Source organism: Domibacillus epiphyticus (assembly GCF_001975785.1).
GTDB lineage: Bacteria > Bacillota > Bacilli > Bacillales > Domibacillaceae > Domibacillus > Domibacillus epiphyticus.
On the sequence record NZ_MSFI01000026.1, the window covers coordinates 92,716 to 116,926 of the forward strand.

The 24,211-nt window shown below is 42.0% G+C and carries 24 protein-coding genes and 1 riboswitch; of the genes, 10 read left to right on the top strand and 14 right to left on the bottom strand.

Features of this window, described 5'->3' with window-relative positions; translation table 11 throughout:
• Positions 1-28 precede the first annotated feature (28 nt).
• Together crcB and BTO28_RS14690 are read right to left on the bottom strand one after the other, a co-directional pair.
• Positions 29-340: a fluoride efflux transporter CrcB gene (gene crcB / locus BTO28_RS14685; RefSeq protein ID WP_076767603.1), complete on the bottom strand. Its 312-nt coding sequence runs from the start codon at positions 338-340 to the stop codon at positions 29-31.
• Entirely contained in the window at positions 337-705 is a 369-nt protein-coding gene (locus BTO28_RS14690) for a fluoride efflux transporter FluC (RefSeq protein WP_083711653.1), read from the bottom strand. Before BTO28_RS14690 ends, crcB begins: the two co-directional genes overlap by 4 nt.
• 106 nt (positions 706-811) lie before the next feature.
• On the opposite strand from BTO28_RS14690, the gene BTO28_RS14695 reads away from it, so the two are divergent.
• Complete coding sequence (locus tag BTO28_RS14695) at positions 812-1,195, top strand: VOC family protein (RefSeq protein WP_076767608.1); 384 nt, start codon at positions 812-814, stop codon at positions 1,193-1,195.
• Between the two features lie 24 nt (positions 1,196-1,219).
• Here BTO28_RS14695 and BTO28_RS14700 read toward each other — a convergent pair whose 3' ends face one another.
• Positions 1,220-1,960 carry a YwaF family protein gene (locus tag BTO28_RS14700; RefSeq protein ID WP_076767610.1) on the bottom strand — a complete coding sequence of 247 codons (741 nt, stop codon included), beginning with the start codon at positions 1,958-1,960 and terminating at the stop codon, positions 1,220-1,222.
• A 434-nt stretch (positions 1,961-2,394) separates the two neighbouring features.
• Here BTO28_RS14700 and BTO28_RS14705 point away from each other — a divergent pair, with 434 nt between their 5' ends.
• The 3 genes from BTO28_RS14705 (at position 2,395) to BTO28_RS14715 (ending at position 5,455) form a co-directional block, all read left to right on the top strand.
• On the top strand, positions 2,395-3,693 hold the full coding sequence (locus BTO28_RS14705) for an ammonium transporter (RefSeq protein ID WP_076767612.1): 1,299 nt from the start codon (positions 2,395-2,397) through the stop codon (positions 3,691-3,693).
• A 73-nt stretch (positions 3,694-3,766) separates the two neighbouring features.
• A complete protein-coding gene (locus BTO28_RS14710; RefSeq protein ID WP_083711655.1) occupies positions 3,767-4,747 on the top strand; it encodes a DUF294 nucleotidyltransferase-like domain-containing protein in 981 nt (326 codons plus the stop codon).
• Between the two features lie 6 nt (positions 4,748-4,753).
• On the top strand, positions 4,754-5,455 hold the full coding sequence (locus tag BTO28_RS14715) for an exonuclease domain-containing protein (protein WP_076767614.1): 702 nt from the start codon (positions 4,754-4,756) through the stop codon (positions 5,453-5,455).
• A gap of 46 nt (positions 5,456-5,501) precedes the next feature.
• Here the strand turns inward: BTO28_RS14715 and BTO28_RS14720 are convergent, their stop codons facing one another.
• Complete coding sequence (locus tag BTO28_RS14720; RefSeq protein WP_076767617.1) at positions 5,502-6,113, bottom strand: YczE/YyaS/YitT family protein; 612 nt, start codon at positions 6,111-6,113, stop codon at positions 5,502-5,504.
• A 6-nt stretch (positions 6,114-6,119) separates the two neighbouring features.
• Complete coding sequence (locus BTO28_RS14725; protein WP_083711657.1) at positions 6,120-7,361, bottom strand: multidrug effflux MFS transporter; 1,242 nt, start codon at positions 7,359-7,361, stop codon at positions 6,120-6,122.
• 142 nt (positions 7,362-7,503) lie between these two features.
• A riboswitch (TPP riboswitch) is annotated at positions 7,504-7,614 on the top strand.
• A gap of 61 nt (positions 7,615-7,675) precedes the next feature.
• Between BTO28_RS14725 and BTO28_RS14730 the strand changes: the two genes are divergently transcribed.
• The 6 genes from BTO28_RS14730 to BTO28_RS14755 are packed head-to-tail and all read left to right on the top strand — an operon-like array spanning position 7,676 to position 13,509.
• A complete protein-coding gene (locus BTO28_RS14730; protein ID WP_076767619.1) occupies positions 7,676-8,761 on the top strand; it encodes a LuxE/PaaK family acyltransferase in 1,086 nt (361 codons plus the stop codon).
• Positions 8,758-10,209, top strand: a complete 1,452-nt coding sequence (locus BTO28_RS14735) for an acyl-CoA reductase (protein WP_076767620.1) — start codon at positions 8,758-8,760, stop codon at positions 10,207-10,209. Before BTO28_RS14730 ends, BTO28_RS14735 begins: the two co-directional genes overlap by 4 nt.
• An 11-nt stretch (positions 10,210-10,220) precedes the next feature.
• Positions 10,221-10,967: an ABC transporter ATP-binding protein gene (locus tag BTO28_RS14740; protein ID WP_076767622.1), complete on the top strand. Its 747-nt coding sequence runs from the start codon at positions 10,221-10,223 to the stop codon at positions 10,965-10,967.
• Positions 10,964-11,719 (top strand): ABC transporter permease, encoded by a 756-nt coding sequence (locus BTO28_RS14745; RefSeq protein ID WP_076767624.1) that lies wholly within the window; start codon positions 10,964-10,966, stop codon positions 11,717-11,719. Before BTO28_RS14740 ends, BTO28_RS14745 begins: the two co-directional genes overlap by 4 nt.
• Entirely contained in the window at positions 11,716-12,729 is a 1,014-nt protein-coding gene (locus BTO28_RS14750) for an ABC transporter substrate-binding protein (protein WP_076767626.1), read from the top strand. The genes BTO28_RS14745 and BTO28_RS14750 overlap by 4 nt, the downstream gene beginning before the upstream one ends.
• A gap of 12 nt (positions 12,730-12,741) precedes the next feature.
• Complete coding sequence (locus BTO28_RS14755) at positions 12,742-13,509, top strand: SDR family oxidoreductase (RefSeq protein WP_076767628.1); 768 nt, start codon at positions 12,742-12,744, stop codon at positions 13,507-13,509.
• Between the two features lie 77 nt (positions 13,510-13,586).
• On the opposite strand, the gene BTO28_RS14760 is transcribed toward BTO28_RS14755, so the two are convergent.
• The 9 genes from BTO28_RS14760 to BTO28_RS14800 all read right to left on the bottom strand — a co-directional run bounded on the left by BTO28_RS14760 (position 13,587) and on the right by BTO28_RS14800 (position 23,880).
• Positions 13,587-14,843 carry a YeeE/YedE family protein gene (locus tag BTO28_RS14760; RefSeq protein WP_076767629.1) on the bottom strand — a complete coding sequence of 419 codons (1,257 nt, stop codon included), beginning with the start codon at positions 14,841-14,843 and terminating at the stop codon, positions 13,587-13,589.
• Positions 14,844-15,042: 199 nt separating this feature from the next.
• Positions 15,043-15,573 carry an isoprenylcysteine carboxyl methyltransferase family protein gene (locus BTO28_RS14765; RefSeq protein WP_076767660.1) on the bottom strand — a complete coding sequence of 177 codons (531 nt, stop codon included), beginning with the start codon at positions 15,571-15,573 and terminating at the stop codon, positions 15,043-15,045.
• Positions 15,573-16,661 carry a type III polyketide synthase gene (locus BTO28_RS14770; protein WP_076767631.1) on the bottom strand — a complete coding sequence of 363 codons (1,089 nt, stop codon included), beginning with the start codon at positions 16,659-16,661 and terminating at the stop codon, positions 15,573-15,575. Before BTO28_RS14770 ends, BTO28_RS14765 begins: the two co-directional genes overlap by 1 nt.
• Before the next feature lie 56 nt (positions 16,662-16,717).
• Positions 16,718-17,434: a hypothetical protein gene (locus BTO28_RS14775; protein WP_076767633.1), complete on the bottom strand. Its 717-nt coding sequence runs from the start codon at positions 17,432-17,434 to the stop codon at positions 16,718-16,720.
• 138 nt (positions 17,435-17,572) lie between these two features.
• Positions 17,573-19,258, bottom strand: a complete 1,686-nt coding sequence (locus BTO28_RS14780; protein ID WP_076767635.1) for a methyl-accepting chemotaxis protein — start codon at positions 19,256-19,258, stop codon at positions 17,573-17,575.
• Positions 19,259-19,435: 177 nt separating this feature from the next.
• Positions 19,436-21,346 (bottom strand): ABC transporter permease, encoded by a 1,911-nt coding sequence (locus tag BTO28_RS14785; RefSeq protein WP_076767637.1) that lies wholly within the window; start codon positions 21,344-21,346, stop codon positions 19,436-19,438.
• Entirely contained in the window at positions 21,333-22,097 is a 765-nt protein-coding gene (locus tag BTO28_RS14790) for an ABC transporter ATP-binding protein (RefSeq protein WP_076767639.1), read from the bottom strand. The genes BTO28_RS14785 and BTO28_RS14790 overlap by 14 nt, the downstream gene beginning before the upstream one ends.
• 89 nt (positions 22,098-22,186) lie before the next feature.
• A complete protein-coding gene (locus BTO28_RS14795) occupies positions 22,187-23,197 on the bottom strand; it encodes a sensor histidine kinase (protein WP_076767640.1) in 1,011 nt (336 codons plus the stop codon).
• On the bottom strand, positions 23,194-23,880 hold the full coding sequence (locus BTO28_RS14800; RefSeq protein ID WP_198936781.1) for a response regulator transcription factor: 687 nt from the start codon (positions 23,878-23,880) through the stop codon (positions 23,194-23,196). The genes BTO28_RS14795 and BTO28_RS14800 overlap by 4 nt, the downstream gene beginning before the upstream one ends.
• Positions 23,881-24,211: the final 331 nt, after the last annotated feature.

Sequence of the window (24,211 nt, forward strand, 5' to 3'; positions counted from 1 at the left end):
CTCTCACGAAAATTTCCTTTTTGTCGACTTACAATCCGAGCCAGGCACCAAAAAAACCGGCGCCGCACGTAATAATCACATAAAATATCGCTTTTCCCACTTCCATCTTCCTCGCTTCAAGCATCCAAGTCGAAAACGTCGTAAACGCTCCAAGAAACCCGGTCCCGCAAAAAAGCATCCAGTCTCCTTCGACCCCGCTTTCTATAAGAATGCCAAGCAAAAAGGCACCAATGATATTTACAAACAAAGTCCCAAACGGAAACGATGATGTATTGAAACGCTGTCCGATCCAAAAGCGCGCAATTGCTCCGAAAAAACCGCCTATTGCGACAAATATCATTTGCTGTTCCCCCTTCCCTCACCTAGCCGGACAAACAGCAGTCCTCCCGTAATGCTCAAAGAAAGATACAGCAAACCTACAGCTATTTTTCCTGACTCAAATAATGCAATCGTTTCGACGCTGAAGGCCGAAAAAGTCGTAAATGATCCAATGATGCCGGATGTGATGGCTTTTTGTACATTAGTTGGTACGAAGGAGCCCATTTTACAGCTAACGTAAGGCAGTAAAAAACAGCCGGCATAATTGGCGAACAGCGTTGCGGCCGGAAAAGATCCATACCACCACATTTCTGTCATGACACTGATCCCATATCTCAACATAGCCCCGATGAAACCGCCAATTCCGACGAGTAAGTATACGTTCACGAAGAATCCTTCCTTCTCATTCATCATCTTCTTAATGATTGTTTTTCATAGCGATTTTGTCAAGAAGTGCTCATAATGAAATAGAAAAGGAGGAAGATAAAGATATATGGGGATTTCAAAACTCGAACATGTCGGCATACAAGTAAAGGATTTAGAAACAACTATTCATTTTTATACTAAGGTACTCGGCCTGGACCTGCTTGAAAAGCAAGGTCATCCCGATCCGAATTTAAAAATTGCGTTTCTCGGTTTTAAAAAGTCCGATGAAACATTGATTGAATTAATTGAAGGGTACGATCCAAATCTTCCGGCAGAAGGAAAAGTGCATCACATCGCGTTTACGGTCGATAACATTGAACAAGAGATTGAACGCGTTAAACAGCATAGCGTCACATTTGTTGATGAAGGGATCACGACTCTGCCAAATGGAGGGAAATACATCTTTTTTTATGGTCCGGATGGCGAATGGATCGAGTTGTTTCAAAAATAAAAGAGCGAGGTCCTCTCGCTCTTTTTACGCCCTCCGCCGGAAATTCTTTTCCACCGGTTCTGCCGCTTCTCTTTTTCTTAACAGCAGCCAGATGACAATGCTTAAACTAAATGCAAGCAGTTCTAACGAAGCAATATACCATGGGTAAGGTCCAAGCAGATCAAGCAGGCTGGCGCTTTCAGGCTTACGGCTTAAGTACATATAATTTCCGCCCGTCAGCTTGTTCACGATCATCACAAACGGCATTAATACATTCAAAAATATCATTAATTTGACTATAGAATACATTGTCGGTCTAAACCCCTTTACCCATGTAAAATAAAGCGGGATGCTGAACACAAAAATATGCACGATAAAAAAATGAAAAAAGCGAAAATGAGGAAAATCATATTTTAATTCTGGTGTTATAAGGGCCTGCGATGCGCCGAGCAGTCCGGTGAACAGCAAAATCTCATAAACAATTTTCTTTTCGGTAAACAATAAAAACACACCTAAAAACAGGCTGATACTGCACAATTCAAGAGGAATCGCGTGACTAGTGTACCAATTTCCGTTTACAATCATCCAGATGTGATACACCGCTTCAATCAATAACAAGAAAACTGCCGTACCGACCTCCACTTTTCTTAACCCGGTTAATTGCACACGTTCCTTATATTTATAAAGGAAACAGATGAGAAAAATGACAAATGCTAATACGCTAATGTGGCTTGCCGAAAACATGCTGAAATCATACCGTTCATAACTCTCTCCAAACCAGTTCATCCCAAACTCCTTTCCATCCTTTATTTAACCGTGCAGCAGGACAGACAAAAGCAGTAATAAGACATAAAATATTTTTCCTCTTCATGATGATTCAAGATTAAATCCTCCCCTAGTTTATCATACAAAACATGAAAAAAATCCCTTTTTCGTCATCGTTAGAACACGAAATCTCTTATGTATATTCCATAGGATTTTTACAATTTTTCATTTTATCAAAATACAGTTATAAACTCGCCTTCTATCTTATAAACCGTACATACAGCATGATTCATAAAAAAACGTCTGCTTTTCTTTATGTTACTTTTTATAACATAAATTTAAAAAATGTTCAGAAAACTATTGACGTATCTTTATTTTCCACATAATATAAACACATGTTATATTATATAACATAATAAAGTTACTAAAAATAACGTTCGAGAGGGGTTTTGGAAATGGAAGATATGTTGTATTTAATGAACAGTCTCTGGGTTATGCTTGGTGCCATTTTAGTTATCTTTATGATTGCTGGATTCATTATGCTGGAAGCAGGATCCACACGTATGAAAAACGCCGGACATATCGCCGGCAAAACGGTATTTACATTCGGTCTAGCATCCCTCGTTTTCTGGGCAGTCGGATTTGCATTTATCTTTGGTGACAACGGAAACTTTTTCGTCGGATTATCGCACTTCTTTTATTCTGGTTATCAGCTTGAAGGAATGTCATTGTCCTCATCTGTATTCTTCGTATTCCAGCTGGCATTCGCAGGGATCGCGATCACAATAGCGCTAGGCGGGTTCGCGGAACGTGCAAAGCTTTCTGTTTACGTTCTCTTTACTATTTTGTTCTCCTCAATCATTTATCCGGTCGTTGCGCACTGGATTTGGGGTGGTGGTTGGTTAGCCGAGCACGGAAAACAAGATTTCGCCGGCTCAACAGTTGTTCATTTAACAGGTGCAATGGCTGCACTTGCTGCAACAATTTTGCTTAAACCACGTATTGGCCGTTTCAACAAAGACGGTTCCGCTAACGCCATCCACGGGCACAACCAGGTTTTTACATCTCTAGGCGTTCTTATTCTGTGGGTAGGCTGGTTTGGTTTCAACGCTGGCAGCACGGTGTCAGTAGATGGCGGATTCTTTGGTTTTGTAGCATTGAACACGAACTTAGCTGCTGGTGCAGGGGCAGTTGCTGCATTGATCCTTTCATGGGTTGTGCTCGGCAAGTCTGATATTCCAACAATTTTAAACGGTGCTCTTGCGGGACTTGTTGCTATAACTGCATCTTGTGCATTCGTTGACACATGGGCATCGGTTGTGATTGGGTTAATTGCCGGCATTCTCGTATTCTATGGAGCGCGTTTAATTGAAAAAATGGGAATTGATGATCCAATCTTCGCTCTATCTGTTCACGGTATTCCGGGTATTTGGGGCACATTATCGACTGGATTTTTCGCTACACCGGAACTTGCAACGGTTGGTCAGCCCGGTCTTTTCTACGGAGGCGGCTTCACTCAGCTTGGAGTACAGGCAATGGGCGTTTTCGTCAGCGGAGCATTCGCTTTCGTTGCATCATTTATCATTCTCTTTATTATCAAGCGAGTACTTGGCGGATTACGCGTTTCGGAAGAAGAAGAAATTATGGGACTTGATATAAGCGAACATGGAAGCTATGGCTACCCGGAAGTGTTTGCGGACAGCACACAAAAAATGACGTTAACAAAAACATCAACAGATCACATCGCACGCTGAAAAATAAAAAGAAAACAAATACGCAAAGCGGCTCCGCTTTGCGTATTATTAGGTAAAAAGGATGTGAACCGTTTTGACAACGCGTGAACAAACCTTTGCGGACATCCGCCAAGAAAAGGATTCAATGATGGATCAGCACCTCCACTCGACACAACGGCTAAATGCGTTTCACGATGATATTATGAGGCAAGTGTTTTGCGCTGCTTTACGAAAACACGAAGAAAATTTTGGACCTCCCCCTTGCCCATTTACCCTATTTTTACTCGGAAGTGCCGGTCGATTTGAACAGGGGACAATCAGTGATCAGGACCACGGAATGGTATATGAACTTGATTCAGAAGAAGCAGCTGATTATTTCATTACACTCGGTCAGACATTTTCAGACGGATTGAACGCAGCCGGGTATCCATACTGTGAGGGCAAAGTCATGAGCTCGAATCCTGTCTGGTGCAGATCTAATGCTGCATGGAAAAAACAAATTGACGCATGGATCGAAGCGGAAACACTCGATACGATCCGCTCGCTTCACATGGTTTGCGATGCACGGGTGCTCTATGGTAAAAAAACGTCCATCTCTTCATTAAAAAAACAAATCACGACGGCACTGAAGAAAGACCAGCATTTATTGAAGCGTTTTTTTGAGAACATTCAATTTATGAAAAAATCTGTTGGCCTGTTTGGACAAATATTGACCGAGCAGAATGGTCACCATACGGGGGCACTCAATTTAAAGCAATCGGCATTTCTACCATATGTTAATGCGATCAGAGTGCTGGCGATCAAAGAAGGAATCGAACCTTCTTCGACATTAATGCGAATGAAGGCATTGAAACAGATCCCTGAACATGCCGGGCGGGTAGAGGAATACGAGGAGGCATTCCGTTCATTACTGGATTTCCGACTCCGCGCGCTGAAAAATTCTCCTGATTATGACAGTTCTCACTACATTAATATTGAGATGCTGGGACCCGCTCGAAAACGAGAGCTCCGTCACATTTTAAAAACAGCTGGTCAACTTCATCATTATGTTCAGCGATTTGTAGAAAAAGGATGATGAATAATGGGTTTTAACGATTTCATGAAAAATTTAAGTGGAAATCGCTTTACTGGACTGCAGGGAGGCCGTCACGATATAGCATTTATGAGAAGTCTACAGCGTGATTTACGGACGAAGCAGACAACATCAATTCCCCTTAACGAATTGAAGGTGATTGTCTTTGATCTGGAGACAACCGGCTTTTATCCTGACAAAGGGGATCAAATTTTGTCAATCGGCGCCGTTAAAGTAACCGGGAGCCGTGTGGAAGACGAATATTATTCAGCGGTCCGTTATGAACAGATACTTTCCCCATCGATAAAGGAACTGACCGGTCTTGATGAAGAGGAGTTAAAACAGGCGCCAGAGCCTGCAGCTGTTCTGGCGCAGTTTTTTAAATTCAGCGGCACTTCCCCACTCGTTGCCCATCACGCTAGCCACGAAAAAGCATTTATGCAGCATGCGAGCCGAAAATATTTCCGCACCCCCTTTTCCCATCGGCTGATTGACACATCATTCATGTACCGGATTGCTGAACCGGACAATCCGCACATCCGTCTCGAAGACTGTTGTAAGCATAATCAAATTACTGTTATCGGCCGGCATCATGCACTAGGCGATGCCCGGCTCACCGCAGCACTATGGGCAGTCTACATTGAAAAATTACAAAACATAGGAATCAACACTCTTTCACAAGTATATGAACGACTCGCCGCCATTCGCTAGCCGAGGTTTTAAAGAAAAAAGCTGTTCCAATGCGGAACAGCTTTTGTTATATCGATACATCATGTATGACAATAAATTTTTTCACACACCGATTTACAATCGAAATAATTCGGCCCAGCGTTAACGCAATAATGACTGTCCCGACACCCACCGGACCCCCGAGGAAAAATCCGATTGCCGCACCGCTTAATTCAATGACCATTCTAGCCGTACTAAAGCTCCATCCAAAAACATTGTTGAGCGCAATCATCAGGCCGTCCAGCGGGGTTTTTGGCAGATTAGCTTCTACATAAATGCCGATACCAAGACCCACAGTTAGAACGCCTAGCCCAAATGTAAACCACTGAATGCTCACAGAAGAGGTAAAATCAATGTCTTTTAAAACGACGTAAAACCAGAAATCGAGTAACCAGCTGCGGAGTATGATGGCAAATATCGATTCAAATTGAAATCGGGTCCGGTCAATCATTGCTGTAATCGCGACCACACACCCTTGTGCAATAATCGACCACATGCCAATTGTTAAGCCAAAGTGAAGCTTTAACCCCACTGCGACAGCATCCCAAGGACCCGCTCCAGCAGCTGAATGGACAACAAGAGCGATGCCGAGTGCCGTGATCGCCAAGCCAGCAAAGTAAACCGCTATTCTTCTCCCCATTAACGTTTACCTTTTCCGCCTGACTAATATTACGTATGCAGCAACAGCCGCTAAGTGACAAGTTGCCATAATGATTCCCATCGGAAGAGGGGTGCCGCTTCCAGCAATTCCAGCAAGTGGTGCGACCGTTGCACCGAAAATGTAAGGCATTAAGCCGAGCATGGCTGATGCGGCGCCAGCTGTTTTTTCTTTTCCCTGCATCGCCAATGAAAAGCAGGCTGTTGCTACAATACCAACACTTGAGACGGCGAAAAACAAAGGAATCAAGACAGCCAGCAATGGCGCTTTAATGGAAAGCATCAACAGCATCATACTGCTGCCGCCAAGTGCAAGAGTTAAGCCCGCCACAAGGAGTGTTGATTCTTTCACTTTTCCTGCAAGACGGCCCGCTGTTTGCGAGGCAATAATGATTCCAACACCATTGATCGCAAAACAAAGACTGAATCCCTGTGGAGACAAGCCGAAATAGTCCTGCAAAACAAACGGTGAACCTGATATGTATGCAAACATTCCACCCATAACAAACCCCTGTGCCATGCAGTACCCGATAAACACTTTATCACCGAGAAGGGTTTTGAATGTCATAAGCGTATTCACCAAACCACCTGCCGATTTCCGATCATCCGGCAATGTTTCCGGCATACCGAAAAATACCGCAATGAACATAAAAGCGCCAATCGCCGCCAACACCCCGAAAATTCCGTTCCATGACACAAAATCCAATAGCTGTCCACCGGCAACCGGCGCCACAATTGGCGCTACGCCATTGATTAACATTAAAAGCGCAAAAAACTTTGTCAATTCTGGCCCGGCGTACAGATCACGCACAATCGCCCGCGCAATCACAATCCCTGCAGCAGCTGAAGCACCCTGTACGAATCGCATCGCTATGAGTCCCCAAATAGATGGGACAATCATACATAGAACAGAAGCAATCGTAAACACCGTTAGCCCAGCCAGAAGCGATCTCCTTCTCCCTTGCACATCACTGAGCGGACCCATCACAAGCTGACCTGCAGCGAGACCAATTAAAAATGCTGTTAAACTAAGTTGCGCGATCGATGCTGTCGTATGCAAATCATTTGCTAAAATCGGCAATGAAGGCAAATACATATCAATGGACAATGGTCCGAACGCCGACAACGAACCAAGAAGCAGCGCCAGCCATAAACGCTTTGAACGGCTATGAACCGGCTGACTTTCTAACACAGATTCTCTCACAATTCTTCCCTGCCAATCTATTATCATGATTTTCCCATCATACACCTTTTTGATTAAAAAATAAAAAATAGCCTATTTTCTATCAAAACCTTCCTGATTAAATAGAAAAGTCAGAACAAATTGAGAAAATCTATTGCATTCTATTTTCAGAAAGAGTAGACTTTGGTCAAAAAGATTCGTCGGGAGTCTGTGGAATCAGACTGAGAGTACAACTAATCTGTTGTAGACCGTTATAACCTGTTGGGTAATGCCAGCGTAGGGAAAGTGATGAAGAATATTGAAGAATATTTTACACTTTGCTTATGCAAAGTGTTTTTATTTTTTCTAGGGGAGGATAAAAAATGAATCAGCAAGAAATCATACAGCTCATTTCTCAGTTTATGCAAGAAGAACATTCCGGAGAAAAAGAGTTTAATGAGCTGGCTTTACAATTATTTTCTTATCAATATCAAAACAACCTTCCTTATCGAACCTTTTGTATGCAAAAAGGAAAAACTCCGAGGATGGTAAAGACGTGGAAAGAGATCCCTTCTGTTCCTATCAATGCGTTTAAGGAAGCTGCGTTAAGTTGTATCGATCCAGACACGGCGGAAGCCATTTTTATGACAAGCGGAACCACAAAAGGTATAAGAGGGAAGCATTATCATCCAAGCTTGCATGTTTATGACCAATCGATGGTGTTGAACTTTAAGCAGAGGTTTATGAAACATACAGATAAAATTCGCATGGGCGTCCTCTTCCCAACAGAAAAAGCTATGCCCAATTCCTCTTTGGCCCATTATTTAGCGTTGGCGGCGAAAGAGTTTGGCACGGAGAATAGCCACTACCTTATTAACGAAAATGGGATTGACATGAACCATTTGCTGAAAGAGCTGCACCATGCCGAAGAAACAGGAGAACCGTATGCATTGATCGGCGCAAGCTATAGTTTTGTTCATATGCTCGATGAGTTAGCAAGTATGGGGAAAACTTTTACATTGCCAAAAGGAAGCAAAATTCTTGATACGGGCGGTTTTAAAAATCAATCGAAAGAACTGGAATTAGATGAATTTTACCGGTTGTTATCTGCCACTCTCGGTGTCAGCCGATCGGATTGCATCAACATGTACGGCGTAACAGAGCTAAGTACACAATTTTATGATGATGGAAATGAATCGGTTCCTTCTATAAAAACAGGTCCCCACTGGATACGTACAAGGGTGATAAATCCTTTAACAGGTGAAGAGGTGCCGAAAGGAGAACGTGGTGTTCTTGTTCACTGTGATTTAGGCAATTTCAATTCCGTTACGACGATTCTTACAGAGGATGCAGGAATCGAGACCGAGAATGGGTTTATTCTTTTAGGCAGAGTACAAGGAACCGAAGCAAAAGGTTGTTCCATTGCTGTAGAAGAATTTTTAAAGGCGACAAAGGAGATCTCAGAATGAAAGAGCTTGCCGGTTATCTTCCCTGTATAGGAGAAGAAGAAGTTGAAACAAAGATTTTAACCTTTCAAAAAAACGGCAAATCAATCGAAGTGGAGGTTCCACTCCTTACAACAGAGCAGATGAATAAGGTAATCGAAACAGTAAAAAAAGCAAGTACTGACATTTTAAAATCCTTTTCCACATCTGAGATTGTCACCATCATTGACCGGGCAATTGAACGGTTACTCGACCGCAATTCCCTTTACCGTCAAAAAGCGGAAGAGCTTTTGCCGATAGTGACTGGCTATGATGAAGAAATAATCCGTCTCGGTCTTACAGCTTATTTAAAAACTTTTCGAAAGCATGAACTGCAACGCTTTCTTGTTGAGGATTTAGGAAACCCTGTGCTGCTCGATGATTTCCAGCCCCGTGTAAAAGGAGGATTCTCAAAAGCAATAGGTCCCACTCTCATTACGCATATATGGTCTGGGAACGTCCCTGCTTTGCCTTTGTGGAGTTTGATCTCCGGATTGCTTGTCAAAGCAGGAAATATAGGAAAAGCCCCTAGCAGCGAACCGCTATTCTCCAGCTGGTTTGCTCATTTGCTCGTAGAAGTAGAACCTAGACTAGCTGACTGTTTCGCCATTGTTTGGTGGAAAGGCGGTGATGAAGAACGGGAAGCCTCTATCTTTGAACAATCAGATGTGGTCGTTGGATATGGAGGCAATGCGTCGCTGCAATCTCTTCAAAACCGAATGCCCGTTACAACCCGGTTCTTGCCCTTTGGCCATAAGATTAGTTTTGGAGTTGTCTCTCAATCAAGCCTTGATTCGAGAAAGGCGTGGAAATCCGTACATCAAGCGGCTCTTGACGTCATTCGTTATGATCAGCAAGGCTGTTATTCACCACATATATTTTATGTTCAACATGGCGGCAATGTCTCTCCTAGAGAATTTGCGAGGCTTATGGCGAACGAACTGGAAAATTTCCAAAGAAGATTTCCACGTCGGGATCTTTCTATAGAAGAGTCCGTGTCGTTGTCATCATGGCGGCAAAAAGAAGAAATGACAATCCTTGCTCACCCTCAAAATGAAATATTGGGAAATGAGACGAATGACTGGACGGTTGTGTATGAAGAACATAACATACACTTCGCACCAAGCAGTTTGAATCGTGTGATCAAAGTGATTTCTTTTGAAAATATAGAGGATATCCTTTCTTCCATTTCACCTCACCGGTCTTATCTGCAGACCGTGGGTATCGCTGCAGACCCAAAAGAACTGTTTGAATGGGCAGACTCATTAGGGAAAATTGGTGTAACGCGCATTACCGCCTTAGGATCGATGACATCTCCTGAAGCTGGCTGGCATCATGATGGACGCTTTAATTTACTTGATTTAGTAAATATCGTGGACATCGAATCTTCAGCAAAAGAATCGAGCGAACAATTTGCCCCTTATGTGGATTAGGAGGGACCAGAATGTCATTTTTAACAATTCAAGATGGAACATATGGGTATGAAGGAAATACTCCCATCATCAAAAAGATTAACTGGACGATTGAAAAAGGGGAATTCCATTGTTTAGTCGGAAAAAGCGGCTGTGGAAAAACAACATTATTAAAACTTGCCTCTGGATTGCTTAAACCAGACACAGGGAATGTCTATTTCCAGGGAAATAATTTAACTGAACCTTCTCATGAATGCGGATTTGTGTTTCAATCTCCTACCCTACTAGAATGGAAAACAGTAATGGATAATGTACTGCTCCCTGTTTCTCTAAAAAGGAAGATAACGAAAGAAGACAGGAAACATGCTGCCTCATTATTAGACATGCTTGGACTGTCTTCACATCTTACTCAGTATCCGCAGCATCTGTCAGGAGGTCAGCAAAGCCGTGTCGCAATTGCAAGAGCATTGATTCAAAAGCCTTCTATGCTTTTTTTGGATGAACCATTCGCAGCGTTGGATGCTATCACAAGAGAAGAACTGCAAGAAGATTTATTAAGAATTTGCCAGGCGCAACATACGACAGTGCTTTTTATTACGCATGATATTTCAGAAGCCGTCTACTTATCTGATCGCGTTGCTGTCATGGATCAAGGGAAAATCATTTATGATGTAAATGTGGAGCTCTTAAAACCACGTACGATGAAAATGAGATATGATCCATATTTTAATGACCTTTGTTTAAACATTCGTCAGGTAATGAGTGGTGAACAATCATGAAAAACATTCGAGTCTATTCATTCCTGCTCTTTCTACTATTGATTATTTTGTGGGAAGCAGCCGCTGGAAATATGTCAGAGCTTATATTGCCTGCCCCTTCTGTTATTTTGTTTACGCTGTTTGAAGGGCTGTCAAGCGGCTATTTTACGCCCCATATTGTTCGTACGACACTGGAAATCTTACTGGGTCTGTTCGCGGGAAGCCTTTTTGGATTTGTCATCGGCATACTAATGGGAGAAAGCGTGTTTTTACGAAAGCTTCTTTTTCCTTATGTCATTGCCAGCCAAGCGGTTCCTAAACTTGCACTGGCACCGCTTTTCATTCTCTGGTTTGGGTTTGATATGACATCCAAAGTCGTCATTACAGCATTGATTTGTTTTTTTCCGCTACTGGAAAATACAGTTACATCTATTCAATATATTGATAAGCAAAAAATAGAGTTATTTCGGATGCTGAAAGCCAGCCGATGGCAAACATTAATTCATTTGAAAATTCCTGCGGGCATGCCTGGGATTCTGGCAGGACTCCGGGTTGCTGTTGTACTGGCAGTCGTAGGAGCCGTGGTTGGTGAATTTATTGGGGGCAGTGAAGGACTAGGAGCAGTGATCATTGCATCTCAAGGCATGATGGACACGCCATTGATGTTTTCCTCTTTAATCTTACTAACGCTTATTGGCATGCTGCTTTATCAGCTAGTGAATGTACTAGAAAAACGTTGGTCAAAACCCTATATGAAGGAGCCAAAAAAATGAATATCAAACATGTATTTGCGCTATTATTCGTTTTCACATCCATCTTCCTTGCTGCCTGCAGCGAAAAGGAAGAAAATAAAGAAGGATCTGAATCAAAAGAACAGCAGGAACTGAAAGTAGCAAGCTGGAGCCAGCCCATAACGGAACAAACAAATTTATTAGTCGATGAGGAAAAAGGATTTTTTAAAGATAAAGGACTAGATCTTACAGTTATCCCTGGTGCAGGCGGAGGAGATGCGATTAAAAATATTTTATCCGGACAGGCAGACATTGCATTTACCGATCCGGGTTCACTATATTTTGCACTCGATAAAGGAGAAAAGTTAAAAGTTCTCTATAATGTCTATCCACAAAATGTGTTTAATATTGTGTCTTTGAAAGAGAAAAATATTACAAAACCAGAAGATTTAAAAGGAAAAACTATCGGTGTGTATAGCCTTTCCAGCGGCACCCGCCAAAACCTGCTCGTAGCGTTAAATCAAGTAGGCCTGTCAGAAAAGGATGTTGCCATTGTTGAAACAGGCCTTTTAAATTTTGCTCCATTAATGCAAGGACAAGTTGATGCTACAGCGGCAACTGATACAGGATTGGTCATCGGCAAACAAAAAGGATTAGGAGAAGTCAATGTATTAGAAGTAAAAGACTACTTGAATATTCCAAGTGATGTATTTGTTGTGACTGAGAAAACATTTGAAGAGAAAAAAGAAGAATTAACGAATTTTCTAGAAGCATATCAAGAAAGCGCACAATGGATGATTGACAATCCGGATGAAGCGGCATTACTAGCAAAGGAATATGCAATTGACGGAAAAAATGAAAAACAAAACTTAGAAATTATCAAACTTCGAAATGCATCCAGTATCTCGGAATTAACAGAAGCGCAAGGATTAGGTGCACTTGATGCTGACATCCTCCAGCAAGGAGCGGACACCTACCAAGAACTTGGCTTAATCGAAAACCGCCTGAATATGAAAGAAGTTGTAAATGGCGAGCTTATTCCTAAACCGTAATGGAGGACGAACATGGGAAATTTCAAAGGAAAAGTAGTTCTCGTTACAGGCGCAAGTCGGGGGATTGGCGCATCGATTGCCCTCGCTTTCGCCGCTGAAGGTGCATCCGTCGTCGTCAATTATGTGAAAAATAGAGAGGCAGCTGAAAAGATTGCTGAAACCTGTATAGAAGTTGGCGGAGATGGATTTCCTATACAAGCAGATGTCACTTCCGAAAGTGACGTAAACGAAATGGTGAACCAGGTGATCCTGGAGATGGGGAAAATTGATGTTGTGGTAAACAATGCGTTCAAACCGTATGTTTTTAATCCGGATGAGCGTAAACTGGCTTGGGAGTTAAAATGGGAAGATTATCAGGAACAAATCGATGGAGCTGTACGTTCTGCCCACTATATGTGCCAGGCGGTTTTTCCAATGATGAAAAAACAAAGCCATGGAAGCATTGTAAATGTCATTAGTAATTTAGTTGAAAGACCTATTGTCCCTTATCATGAATACAATACCGCTAAAACAGCACTTATGGGCTACAGCAGAAATTTAGCTGCAGAGCTTGGCCCCTTCGGAATACGAGTGAATTGCGTTGCACCAGGACTCGTATACCCAACGAGTGCAAGCAAACACACAAAAGAAGAAATGAAAGAACTGATTATAGCCCAAACACCTCTTCGCCGAATTGCCCTTCCTGAGGATATTGCCGGTCCTGTTTTATTTCTCGCTTCCGATTGGAGTAAATTCATGACGGGACAAACCTTATATGTTGATGGCGGTTTTGTCATGTAATGGAATCGGCTTTCTAATGAAAAAGAACTTATCCCTTCATTTGGGATAAGTTCTTTTTTTCTAAATCTATCATCTGCTTAACAGATAGAATCTGTTGATTTAGGATTTTTCAACCCGAAAAGCGGCCGTATGAATAAAGCAGCGAATGTACCAAGCATCGCCATCACCATCCATACCCATCCATGCAGGCTGAATGATGCAATCCCGCCAAAGTAAGCTCCAATGTTACAGCCGAATGCAAGACGGGCTCCATACCCCATCATGATCCCGCCGACGATCGAAGCTGCTGCAACTCCTGGCTTGATTTTCCCAGGCTTAAATGTTCCCTGCGCAGCAGCTGAAATAAAGGCACCCAACATGATGCCGAAGTTCATGACGCTTGTAGAGTCAGCCAAAACCGTTTGTGTCAGAGCGGCACCGTTCGGTCCTGAAAAATAGCCCCATGTTGACACATCGATGCCTGTTGCCATAAGGGCTTTTCCTCCCCAAAGAGCAAAGGCTGATGTGATGCCCCAAGGATTCCCTCTAATTGTTAACGTCAAGGCGTTTAATACAGCTAAAACGATTGCTGCTGCAAAAAGCGGCCAAGAACCGCGGATCACTTTTTTCCAACCCGTTGTTGTTGGCAGTGGTTTCATCATCGGAGGATTTTTCTTTTTCGCAATTTGAATCGTTACCCAATAAATGACCGCAAACAGCACCATTTGAACCAACCACGCACCAAAGAAACCAAGATCTGTTGATTCTGCCAACGAAATTGGCGGCAGCGCAGGCGTATCTTCCATCCAGAATGTGAAATGATAGGCGCCAAGAACGGAACCTGCAATAAAGGATAGGAGCGTCAAAATCATTGATGAAGAGCCGCCCCCAACGGAATACAATGTCCCGGAAGCACAGCCGTTCCCAAGCTGCATACCGATTCCAAAAATAAATGCCCCGAAAATCACACTAATACCGACAGGCGAAACATACCCGGCCGGTGTTACACCGGTAAAGCTAAATCCTGTACTTAGTATAATCGCAAATAGCGTTGTTGCGATTGCAAGCATCAGCATGTGAGCCTGAAGACCCTGTACATTCCCGACTGACATGAGCCGGCGAAAGGCAGAAGTAAATCCAAAACGCGCGTGAAGCAGTGTTGCACCAAGCAACAATCCAATAATATACAAGATTCCTTGAGTCCAGTTTGTCGTTGTGACAATTGCAAATAATAGAATAATTGCTGCAAGAAGCCCTGCAATTACCAGTGGTTTTTGCATCGGACTAAGTTCTGTTACGACCGTAGTCGGATTGTATTTGAATTGTTTTGGTGTATTTACAGTAGTTTGTGCCATATTATACACTTCCAATCCTATGAATTTAGTCAGGTTTTTTATTTTAAATGAAACTTATTAAAATGTAAAATGATTAAATATTTAGATTTGAAAGTAAGTTTCATTGTATGGTTAGTTGGAGATTTATTGATAAAAAAAGGAAAGAGACCTCTTAGTATGAGACCTCTTTCCTTTGTGATTGATACTTATTTAAATCATGTCAGCCTTTGCGAAAAATTTCATTATAATCTGTTGCCTTCATCAGCGCTTTTTCTTCAGTTGGAATGCGGATCGATAACACGATTGCATTTAATACTGAAAAAACAAGTGCCGTATAGTATGCCTGGAACAAAAGAGGCAAAACAAGTATTTCAGCAGCGACAATAACATAATTCGGGTGCCGAATCCATCTGTATGGCCCACGCTTTACTACTTTTGCTCCCGGTAAAATTATAATTTTTGTATTCCAGAAACGGCCAAGGGAAAACAAACTCCACACTCTGCCCGCCTGTGCGAATAAAAATAGGGTGAGCAAAAGCGGCCACCATGGGCTTAGTGACCTTTCCATCATGACCACTTCAACTGCTAGACTAATGAAAAAACAAATATGAAGCGCAACAATAAGCGGATAGTGCTCCGCTCCTGCTTCGACCGCTCCTTGTTTGCGCATCCACTTTTCATTACGCCTCGCAATGACCAGTTCCACAATCCGCTGCAAACAAACAATTGTGATAATGAACAAAAAGATTATCATTCTTCACCCTTCCATTTCAGCAGCACTAACTCACCGCAAAACCCCGGTCCAAGAGCAGCCATTAGTCCGTAATCTTCACTGTGTACTTCATTTACCATAAAACGTTCCAGCACGTATAAAACAGTTGGCGAAGACATGTTTCCAAATTCAGAAAGAACATTTCGGGCATGCTCTGTTTTTTCGTTTGATAAAAATAGTGTATCTTCATATGCATCCAGCACTTTCTTTCCGCCAGGATGTGCAACAAAATGGGCAATGTCTTTCATTGAAAGGTGTTCCTTTTGTAAAAATCCCTCAACAAAGCCGCCAAGCCAGTTACGAATGATAGATGGAATATCACGGGAAAAAATAACATGAAGACCGCTGTCTTTCATGTCCCATCCCATTACATTTTCCGAATCCGGCAACAGCTTCGACTCTCCTTTCAAAATCGATGGTGTAAGCCGGTTCGTCTGTACATTTGCGTGATCACCAGTGATCAAAGCACAGGCAGCTCCGTCCGCAAACAACGATGTGCCGATTAGATTACTTTTTGAACGGTCGTTTCGTTGAAAGGTTAAGCTGCATAATTCTATAGAGATAACGAGTACTTTCGATTCTGGAAACGCAAGACAGTATTCATAAGCACGGCTGACGCCTGCCGCTCCTCCCGCACAGCCCAGGCCCCAAATTGGAATACGTTTTGTATCCGCAGAAAATGGCAGCCGGTTCATTATTCTTGCTTCGATCCCGGGCGTTGCCATGCCGGAGCTTGAAATAAAAAAAATCGCATCAATCTCTTTAAACGCCACTGGCTGCTGTAAAAACCGAGCATTCCTTAAACAGTTTTCAACAGCTTTAATGCCATACTCTGTTGCGAGCTTAATATATAAATCATTCCGTTCCTGCAAGCTATGTTCACGTTCATACCATTCAAGCGGCATCGAGAAATGCCGTGTTTTAATTTCCCCATTTTGAAAGACGGAAAGCAGCCGCTCAATATCCTGGAAGTCATCCTTAAATAAATTACGGGCAAATTCCATTGTCTTTTCCTGCTTCAGTTTATTCGGCAGGCGAACCGTGCTGACAGATACAATCTTCGGCATGCTTTATCCCACTTTTCTTTTTTCCTATTGTGCCCTTTTTTTAACTGAACCAAACATTACATAATCAGAAGGACCGTATAAATCATTAAACCGATCAAAAAAGCAGGAAAGCTGCTTTCCCTCTCTTTCGGAATCTCTTCCTTCAGGACATTTAAGACAAGTGCTCCTGCCAAAAAAGCAAATAATGTGGAAATGAGTGCCTCATTCAGCTCCGTTATGGCCCCGATTCCCCACCCGATTAAAACGCCGATGCTCAGTAACCAGCGGCCATATCGATCATAAATATCTTGATGGGTTTCCCTCATACTTTGATCCATCATGACAAAGTGAACAGACAACGCTAAAAAGTAAAAGACCATTCCAGCAAAATGATCGAATTTATCCTGAATGATCAAATAACCGATCAACATGTTGTAAAAAAAGAATGTCACAATATGTACCCAAAAAACACCCGATCCCTTATGAGATGGTTCCTGTTTTACCTTTTTCGTGACCGCACTTTCAAGACCATAAAACAACGTTAAACCGAATAAAGCAGCCAGGTATGCATGATTTTCAACAAACGGCAACATGCCGTTGCTTTCCCTTTCCAATATTTGCTGATGTGTCATTAAATCAGGCAGTAAATGGACAAAGACATAGGAAACTGCGACGCCTCCCGCAAATGAAAGAAACCGGCTGCGGTGTTCCGTTCGAACAAACGTCATGTATTTTGAAGATAAATGAATAATGGAAAATCCAATGGCAAACAACAAACTAAGCCAGAAAAACATCCCGGTCCCTCCTTTGCTTGCTAAAATTATTCCACTTTACCGTTTCCATAAACAATTTCTTACTATAGAAGAGGTTATAACCTACACAAAAAAACATCAGTCCCTGATCTATACAAAAAAGAGGGACTGATGTTGTACTTATATTTTAAATTGGTCAACCAGGTCTTTTAATTCTTCAGCTGTGTTTGAAATCGATTTGATGGAAGACGTAATTTCTTCCATTGATGCCAGCTGCTCTTCTGTTGAAGCAGATACTTCGCCAGTGCTTGTTGTGTTTTCTTGAGCTGTTGCAGCAATAATGTCCGCAGTTGCTTTAAACTTTGCCACATTATCCGTTATTTTCTGCATCACTGCTGACACTTCTTCAATTTGCGGGGTCATTTCGTTTGTCCGCTTCATAATATCTGAAAACTTCTCGGACGTTTCTTCGGATGTCTGTAAACCAATTTCGGCATTTTCTGATACTTTGCTCATAATGTGGACAGACGCCTGAGAATCTTTTTGAATGCCATCAATTAAGAGAGCGATTTGTTTCGATGACTGCTGCGACTGCTCAGCAAGCTTTCTTACTTCCTCCGCAACAACTGCGAATCCCTTTCCATGTTCACCTGCTCTTGCAGCTTCTATGGATGCATTTAGCGCAAGTAAATTTGTTTGATCCGCAATCCCGCTAATAATCGTTAAAATGTTTCCGATCTCTTGAGACCGTTCTGACAACGATTGAATCACTTGATTTGATTCAGTAATCGATTCATAAATAAATTGCATTTGCTGGACGTTTTTCTTGACGGAATGGACGCCATCTTCCGCCGCTTTGGACGTATCCTCTGAAAGGTTTTTAAGTGCAGTGGAGTTGTTATTAATCCCCGTGACACCGTTCTCAATATGATCAAGTAATGATGCGTTTTCTTGAATCTTCACCGATGAACTTTCTGTCCCGCTGGCAATTTGTTGAATGGCTGAAGTGACCTGTTCAGCTGCCTGCGTCGTTTGATTTGCACTCGCCGTTAACTGCTCCGAAGAGGACGCTAAGTAATGAGCAGACTCATTGATTTTCAAGATCATATTTTTTAATGATGCGGTAAAATGATTAAAGGAATTAGCCAGTTCCCAAAACTCATCTTTCTTTGTTAACCTGATTTGTTTTGTCAAATCACCATTGCCTTCCGAAATGTCTTTTAATTGTTCATTAAACATACGAAGCGGTTTCAAAATGGAAGAAATGATCAAAATGGCAAAAACCACACCAAAAATGCAGGAAATAAGAACGAGCGCTATTAAAATATATGTATTATGCTGGTTTTGACGATCCATTCGCTCTTGATCACCGGTCATTTCCTTTCCTAATTCTTCAATTAGTTCCTCAATCGCCGGGTCGAGCTGCTCTTTCCGAATCGTTCTTTCTTCTTCAAAATGAAGTTTGAGAGATGTTTCTCTCTTCGTTTCATAATTTGATATCACTTGCTCACTGACTGACCAGTACGTTTCGAAATACTCCTGGATCGCACGGATCTTTTCTTTTTCTTCCGCTCCAATCGCAATGGACAATGCCTTATTTAAACTTTCATTAATATCGGCTTTTTTCTCTTCCATCCCTTCCGGATATTGTGACTCGCCATTAATAAGATACGCACGCTCGTCATTCGACATGCCGGCAAGCCTATACTGAATGTGTTTAAAAAGCTGTAACAAGTCAGCATCAGCTTTCATTTCATCGTTTTGTTCATCTGTATCTTTAAATGTATAAATTGAAAATATACCGGTTACTGCCATCGCGGCTGTCAGAACAGCTGCCAAGATGATTAACTTTGACTTAATTTTCATTTTTTCCTCCTATTTAGTCATTAATTCTAATACTATTATACTAATAATTAAGTCTCATTAGTCAATGTTTTCTAACTTTTAATTACAATACTAGTTTTATAGATTCATAATATGAACATTTTTCCACAAAAAAACATCTTCAAATCGCTTGTTAAGCTTTTGAAGATGCCCTTTAATTTAAAGTACTTCCTTCATTATTTTTTGATAGTAACCGATTGTAAAAGCCGCAAAGATCGCATAAATGGCGGCATACAAAAGAAATGATACCGTGGCCGGCAAAACAATACTCGTTGAAAACAAGAACGGTGAAGCCGATTTAATAGCGAACATCCCGTGAAGGATTCCGATTGCAAGCGGCAGCCCGAAAATAAACAGCTGCTTCCATACAATGCTGTTCATCATATGCGGAATGGAAAACCCGAGTTGACGCAATGTTCGAAACGTCTGTCTTTCCTGTTCCGCTTCAGTCATCTGGCGGAAATAAAGAATACTTCCTGTCGACAATAAAAATACGAGACCGAGAAAACCCGTAATGAAAATCATCAGACCATTTGCTTCGAATTGTTGCGCCAGCATATCGTAGTAAACAGCTTGCTGCTGATCTTTTGGTATAAGATTTTTATATATAGCTGACGCTTTCTTGCTGTCTTCTTCCTGATCAAGTTTGAACACATTATACGATAATCTCTCAGCATTGGACGATATTTTATCATATGTGGAACGATCAACCGCAAGCTGATAAAAGGCCGTATCAGTATTCATCGCAAGCTTTTCTTCCACTTCTTTTACGGTGACATCAAGCTCATTATTTGGCAGCTTGAGCGTGACATCATATCCGATATTTCCATTTGACCCGGCCATATCGCTATTGGCAAACGTATCGAACAAAATCACTCCGCCTTCTGGATCAGAAACTGTCTTTCCTGTTTTTTCAAGAGAATTGGTTGTGAAAACAGATGCTTTCAAATCAGCCCAATAAGCGCTCATCTGATTCGGCAAATCGTCCACGCCAACTGGCATCTCAACCGCGTCTATTTTATGGTGATCAAACGAAATGCCCGCTTCTGTTAACTTTTCTTCAAATGAGACTGCCAATTCCATCTGATTTTTAAAGGCATAATCGTAAGGGAACATGCCGCGTGTCGAGTTATCTACTGAATAATACAGAGAATATGCTACTCCGATCATCCCAAGCGTCATCGCTGACAACGTCGTAATAAGCGTCAACGAACGAGCATTGCTTTTCATACGATGCATGATGGACGCGGCACCCAGCGTATCACGAAACGCAAGATGCCCATTCTTCTTCTTTCTCCATAAGTAAAGCAGCCATCCGACGGTTGAACGAAAGAAGAAAAACGTACCTAGAATTGTTGCGCCAAGCACAATAAAGGCGTTCAAAATAAAGTAAGTGTTCACCATCCTGCCTGAATGCCAATACCCAAATACAATCAATGCAATCCCAAGTATTCCACATATCAATTGTCCAAGTTTCCCAGGCTGTTTTGGCAATTCAGTTTTTCGTCTCGCAGTAAATAGATCCATTAGCGAATTTTTATAGACTATCCGGAAAGACTGAAGCGATGTGACTGCAACAAGCAGAATAAAAACAACGGCAGTCTGCGCAACTGCGGGGCCGGAAATCGTCAACTCAATAAACGCTTCCTTTCCCATTAGCTTGACAAGCAAAAGCAAAAATCCCCGTGAAACGACGATACCAGTTGCAATCCCAACTAAAAGTGCACCCACGCCAAGCAGCATATTTTCAGTCATGAGCATTCGTGCAACAGCACCTCGTGTTAGTCCGATCAGCTGATATAATCCGATTTCATTGCTGCGACGCTTCAAAAAAATCGAATTTGCGTATAAGACAAACACCGCGACGATTGCCAGTAATAAGTACGAAGCTGCTTTAAAAGACTGATCCAGTCGAAGAGACAACTCTGCCCCTTTTACAACCGCCTCATCATGCTGAAGCGTTGCAAAAACGAAATAAAGAATGACGCTGAAAATGAAAGAGAAAAAATACAAGTAGTAATGTTGAATATTTTTTCGCATGCTGCGACGAACAAGATCAAACAGCGTCATATCCATCACCGCCCAGTGCACTTTGAACACGCATAATGTTCTGGAAGAAATCTTTTCTATCTTTTTCACCGCGATACAATTCCGTATATAACTGGCCGTCTTTTAAAAACAGAACGCGGCTGCAGTAGCTGGACGCAACTGGATCATGCGTAACCATCATGATCGTCACATTCCGTTCTCGATTAATTCCTTCAAGGTTTCCAAGCAGCGATGATGCCGATTTTGAATCAAGCGCTCCAGTTGGCTCATCCGCAAAGACGAGAGATGGGTTGTTAATAAGCGCACGTGCTGCTGATGTCCGCTGCTTCTGTCCCCCTGAAATTTCATTAGGATATTTAGTAGAAAGCTCTTGGATTCCAAGTGCTTTTGCAATATCGACATACCGGCGTTCTGATTCCAGCCGGTTTTGCTTTCCAAGTGATAATGGAAGCAATACGTTTTCTTTAACTGTTAACGTATCTAACAAATTGTAATCTTGAAATATAAATCCTAATTTTTCGCGCCGGAAATTGGACAAATCACGGTCCTTCATACGCGCTATATCCGAACCGCCGACTTTAATGACTCCTTCTGTCGGCCGGTCAATTGATGCCAGTACATTCAAAAGCGTCGTTTTCCCGGCACCCGACGGTCCCATGATGCCAACGAATTCTCCTTCTCGTACGTCAAGATCAATGCCTTTCAACACTTGATACACTTGATTCCTCGTTCCATAAGATTTCCTCACCTGTCTCGCTTCTAAAATATTCATTTTATGCCTCCCTGTTTTTTCTGTCCTTATCATACTTTGTCAATCGCCGCCCAGTCGTTCGATTCACGTGACGAAACAGGGAGTAAACGTTACATTTTTGTCACTTCATCAAACATATTGCTCGGGAAATAGTGAATCGTTACCGTTGTACCACGTTTTGATTCAATATGAATAAGGTGGCCAAGCCTTTCTGCCACGGCATCCGCTAAGTACAACCCGAGCCCCGTTGCAGCATTTGATTTCCGTCCTGCATCACCAGTAAACCCCTTTTCAAATACTTTAGGCAGATCAGCTGGATTAATTCCATTTCCCTCATCTATAATCCTCAGCAGGATCCGGCCGTCTGACTCGTTTTCTCCCGTAATATGAATCTTACCGTCAACCGGGCTGTACTTCACCGCATTGGAAAGCACCTGACGAATTAAAAAACGGCACCATTTCGGATCAGTCGTCACCACTTTATCTGTATTGACTAAATCAATCTCAAGATTTTTTTCAATGCACCATTTTGCAAGATCCTGTATTTCTGGGACCACCATCGACTGCAGTGAAACTTTTTTCAGTATAAAATCATGCTGCAAATCCGGCAAACGTGCGACATGGAGCTGCTGATCAACCAATGCATAAATTTTCATCCACTGGTCAATCACGTCTTCCATTCCTTGTTTATCGTCTAAAATAAGTTTCATCGCCGTAAGGGGTGTTTTCACTTCATGGACCCACGATGTCACATAATCAAGATGCTCGGCCTGTTCCGCTTTCAAGTGTGAAATTTGCATCTGCAGCGAGCGGGAAGCACAAAGAATTGTTTCCCTTGTAATTTCTTCTGAACCAAAATGTGCTTCAGGAACCGCTTCATTCCAGTCACCCACCTCATGTTTTTGCATTGATGTTAATGATCGATAAAATGACGTTTCGACTATAAAACGCCAGATGAGAAAGAGATTTAATAAAATAAGCTGCAATATATTTAAATATAAAAGAGACTCTGTATGTATTTCGATCCCATCATCAAGCAAGATGAGCGCATCACCTGCAGCAACCCATATAACAAAAAAAAGGATCCAGCTGATTCTATCCTTTATAAACATCTTCTTCATGACAGTGTCACCGCCATATACCCCTGTCCTTTTTTCGTTACAATCGACCCTTCAAGTCCGATACCGCCCAGTTTTTGACGTAGTCTTGTCATATTTACAGTCAATGTATTATCATTCACAAAACGGGCATCGTCCCACAATTTTTTCATTAAATCTTCTCTTGATACAATGCTGTCGCGCGAATCAACGAGCACCGTTAAAATGAATAGTTCATTTTTCGTTAAATCCACTTCCGCACCAGCGTGGCGGATCGCTCCTTTTTTCAAGTCAATGATCGCTCCATTCCACTGAACTGCTTCCGTCTGATCATCACCGTATGCATATACACGCCGGAGAAGAGCCTGCACTTTTGCAACAAGAACATCCATATGAAATGGTTTTTGTATGTAATCATCCGCCCCCATCTGCATCGCCATGACCATATCCATCGGGTGATCACGTGATGATAAAAACAATACAGGCACCGTTGAAACTGCACGAATTTCCCGGCACCAGTAAAAGCCATCAAACGCCGGGAGCTGTATGTCCACAATAACGATATGTGGTTCTTCTTTCATAAACGTTGCCATCACGTCATGAAAAGATTCTGGCTTCACAGTTTGAAAAGACCACTGCGCAAACCTTGTTTCCATTTGAAAGGCAATTGACTGATCATCTTCAATGATCATAATTTTCATTTCCATTTCATTACCCATCCTCCCATATTATGAGATTAACATATCACAATTTTTCCATGTAATACAAAAAAGCCGCGAAAGTTCGCAGCTTTTTCTCTAACTTATTGTGTATTTCTGTTTAACAGTTTATAGATTTTACCTACTTTTTTAGAAGTTTCTTTCTATTATAAACGAGACTTGCTTCTATAATATTATAAATAATAAAAGGAAAATCAGTTGACTGGTGGCATGGAAATATCAAGCCCACTTATATCTTATTAAATAAAAAAGAACAGCTTATACTGTTCTTTTCGATTGCCTGGCGGCGTCCTGCTCTCACAGGGGGAAACCCCCAACT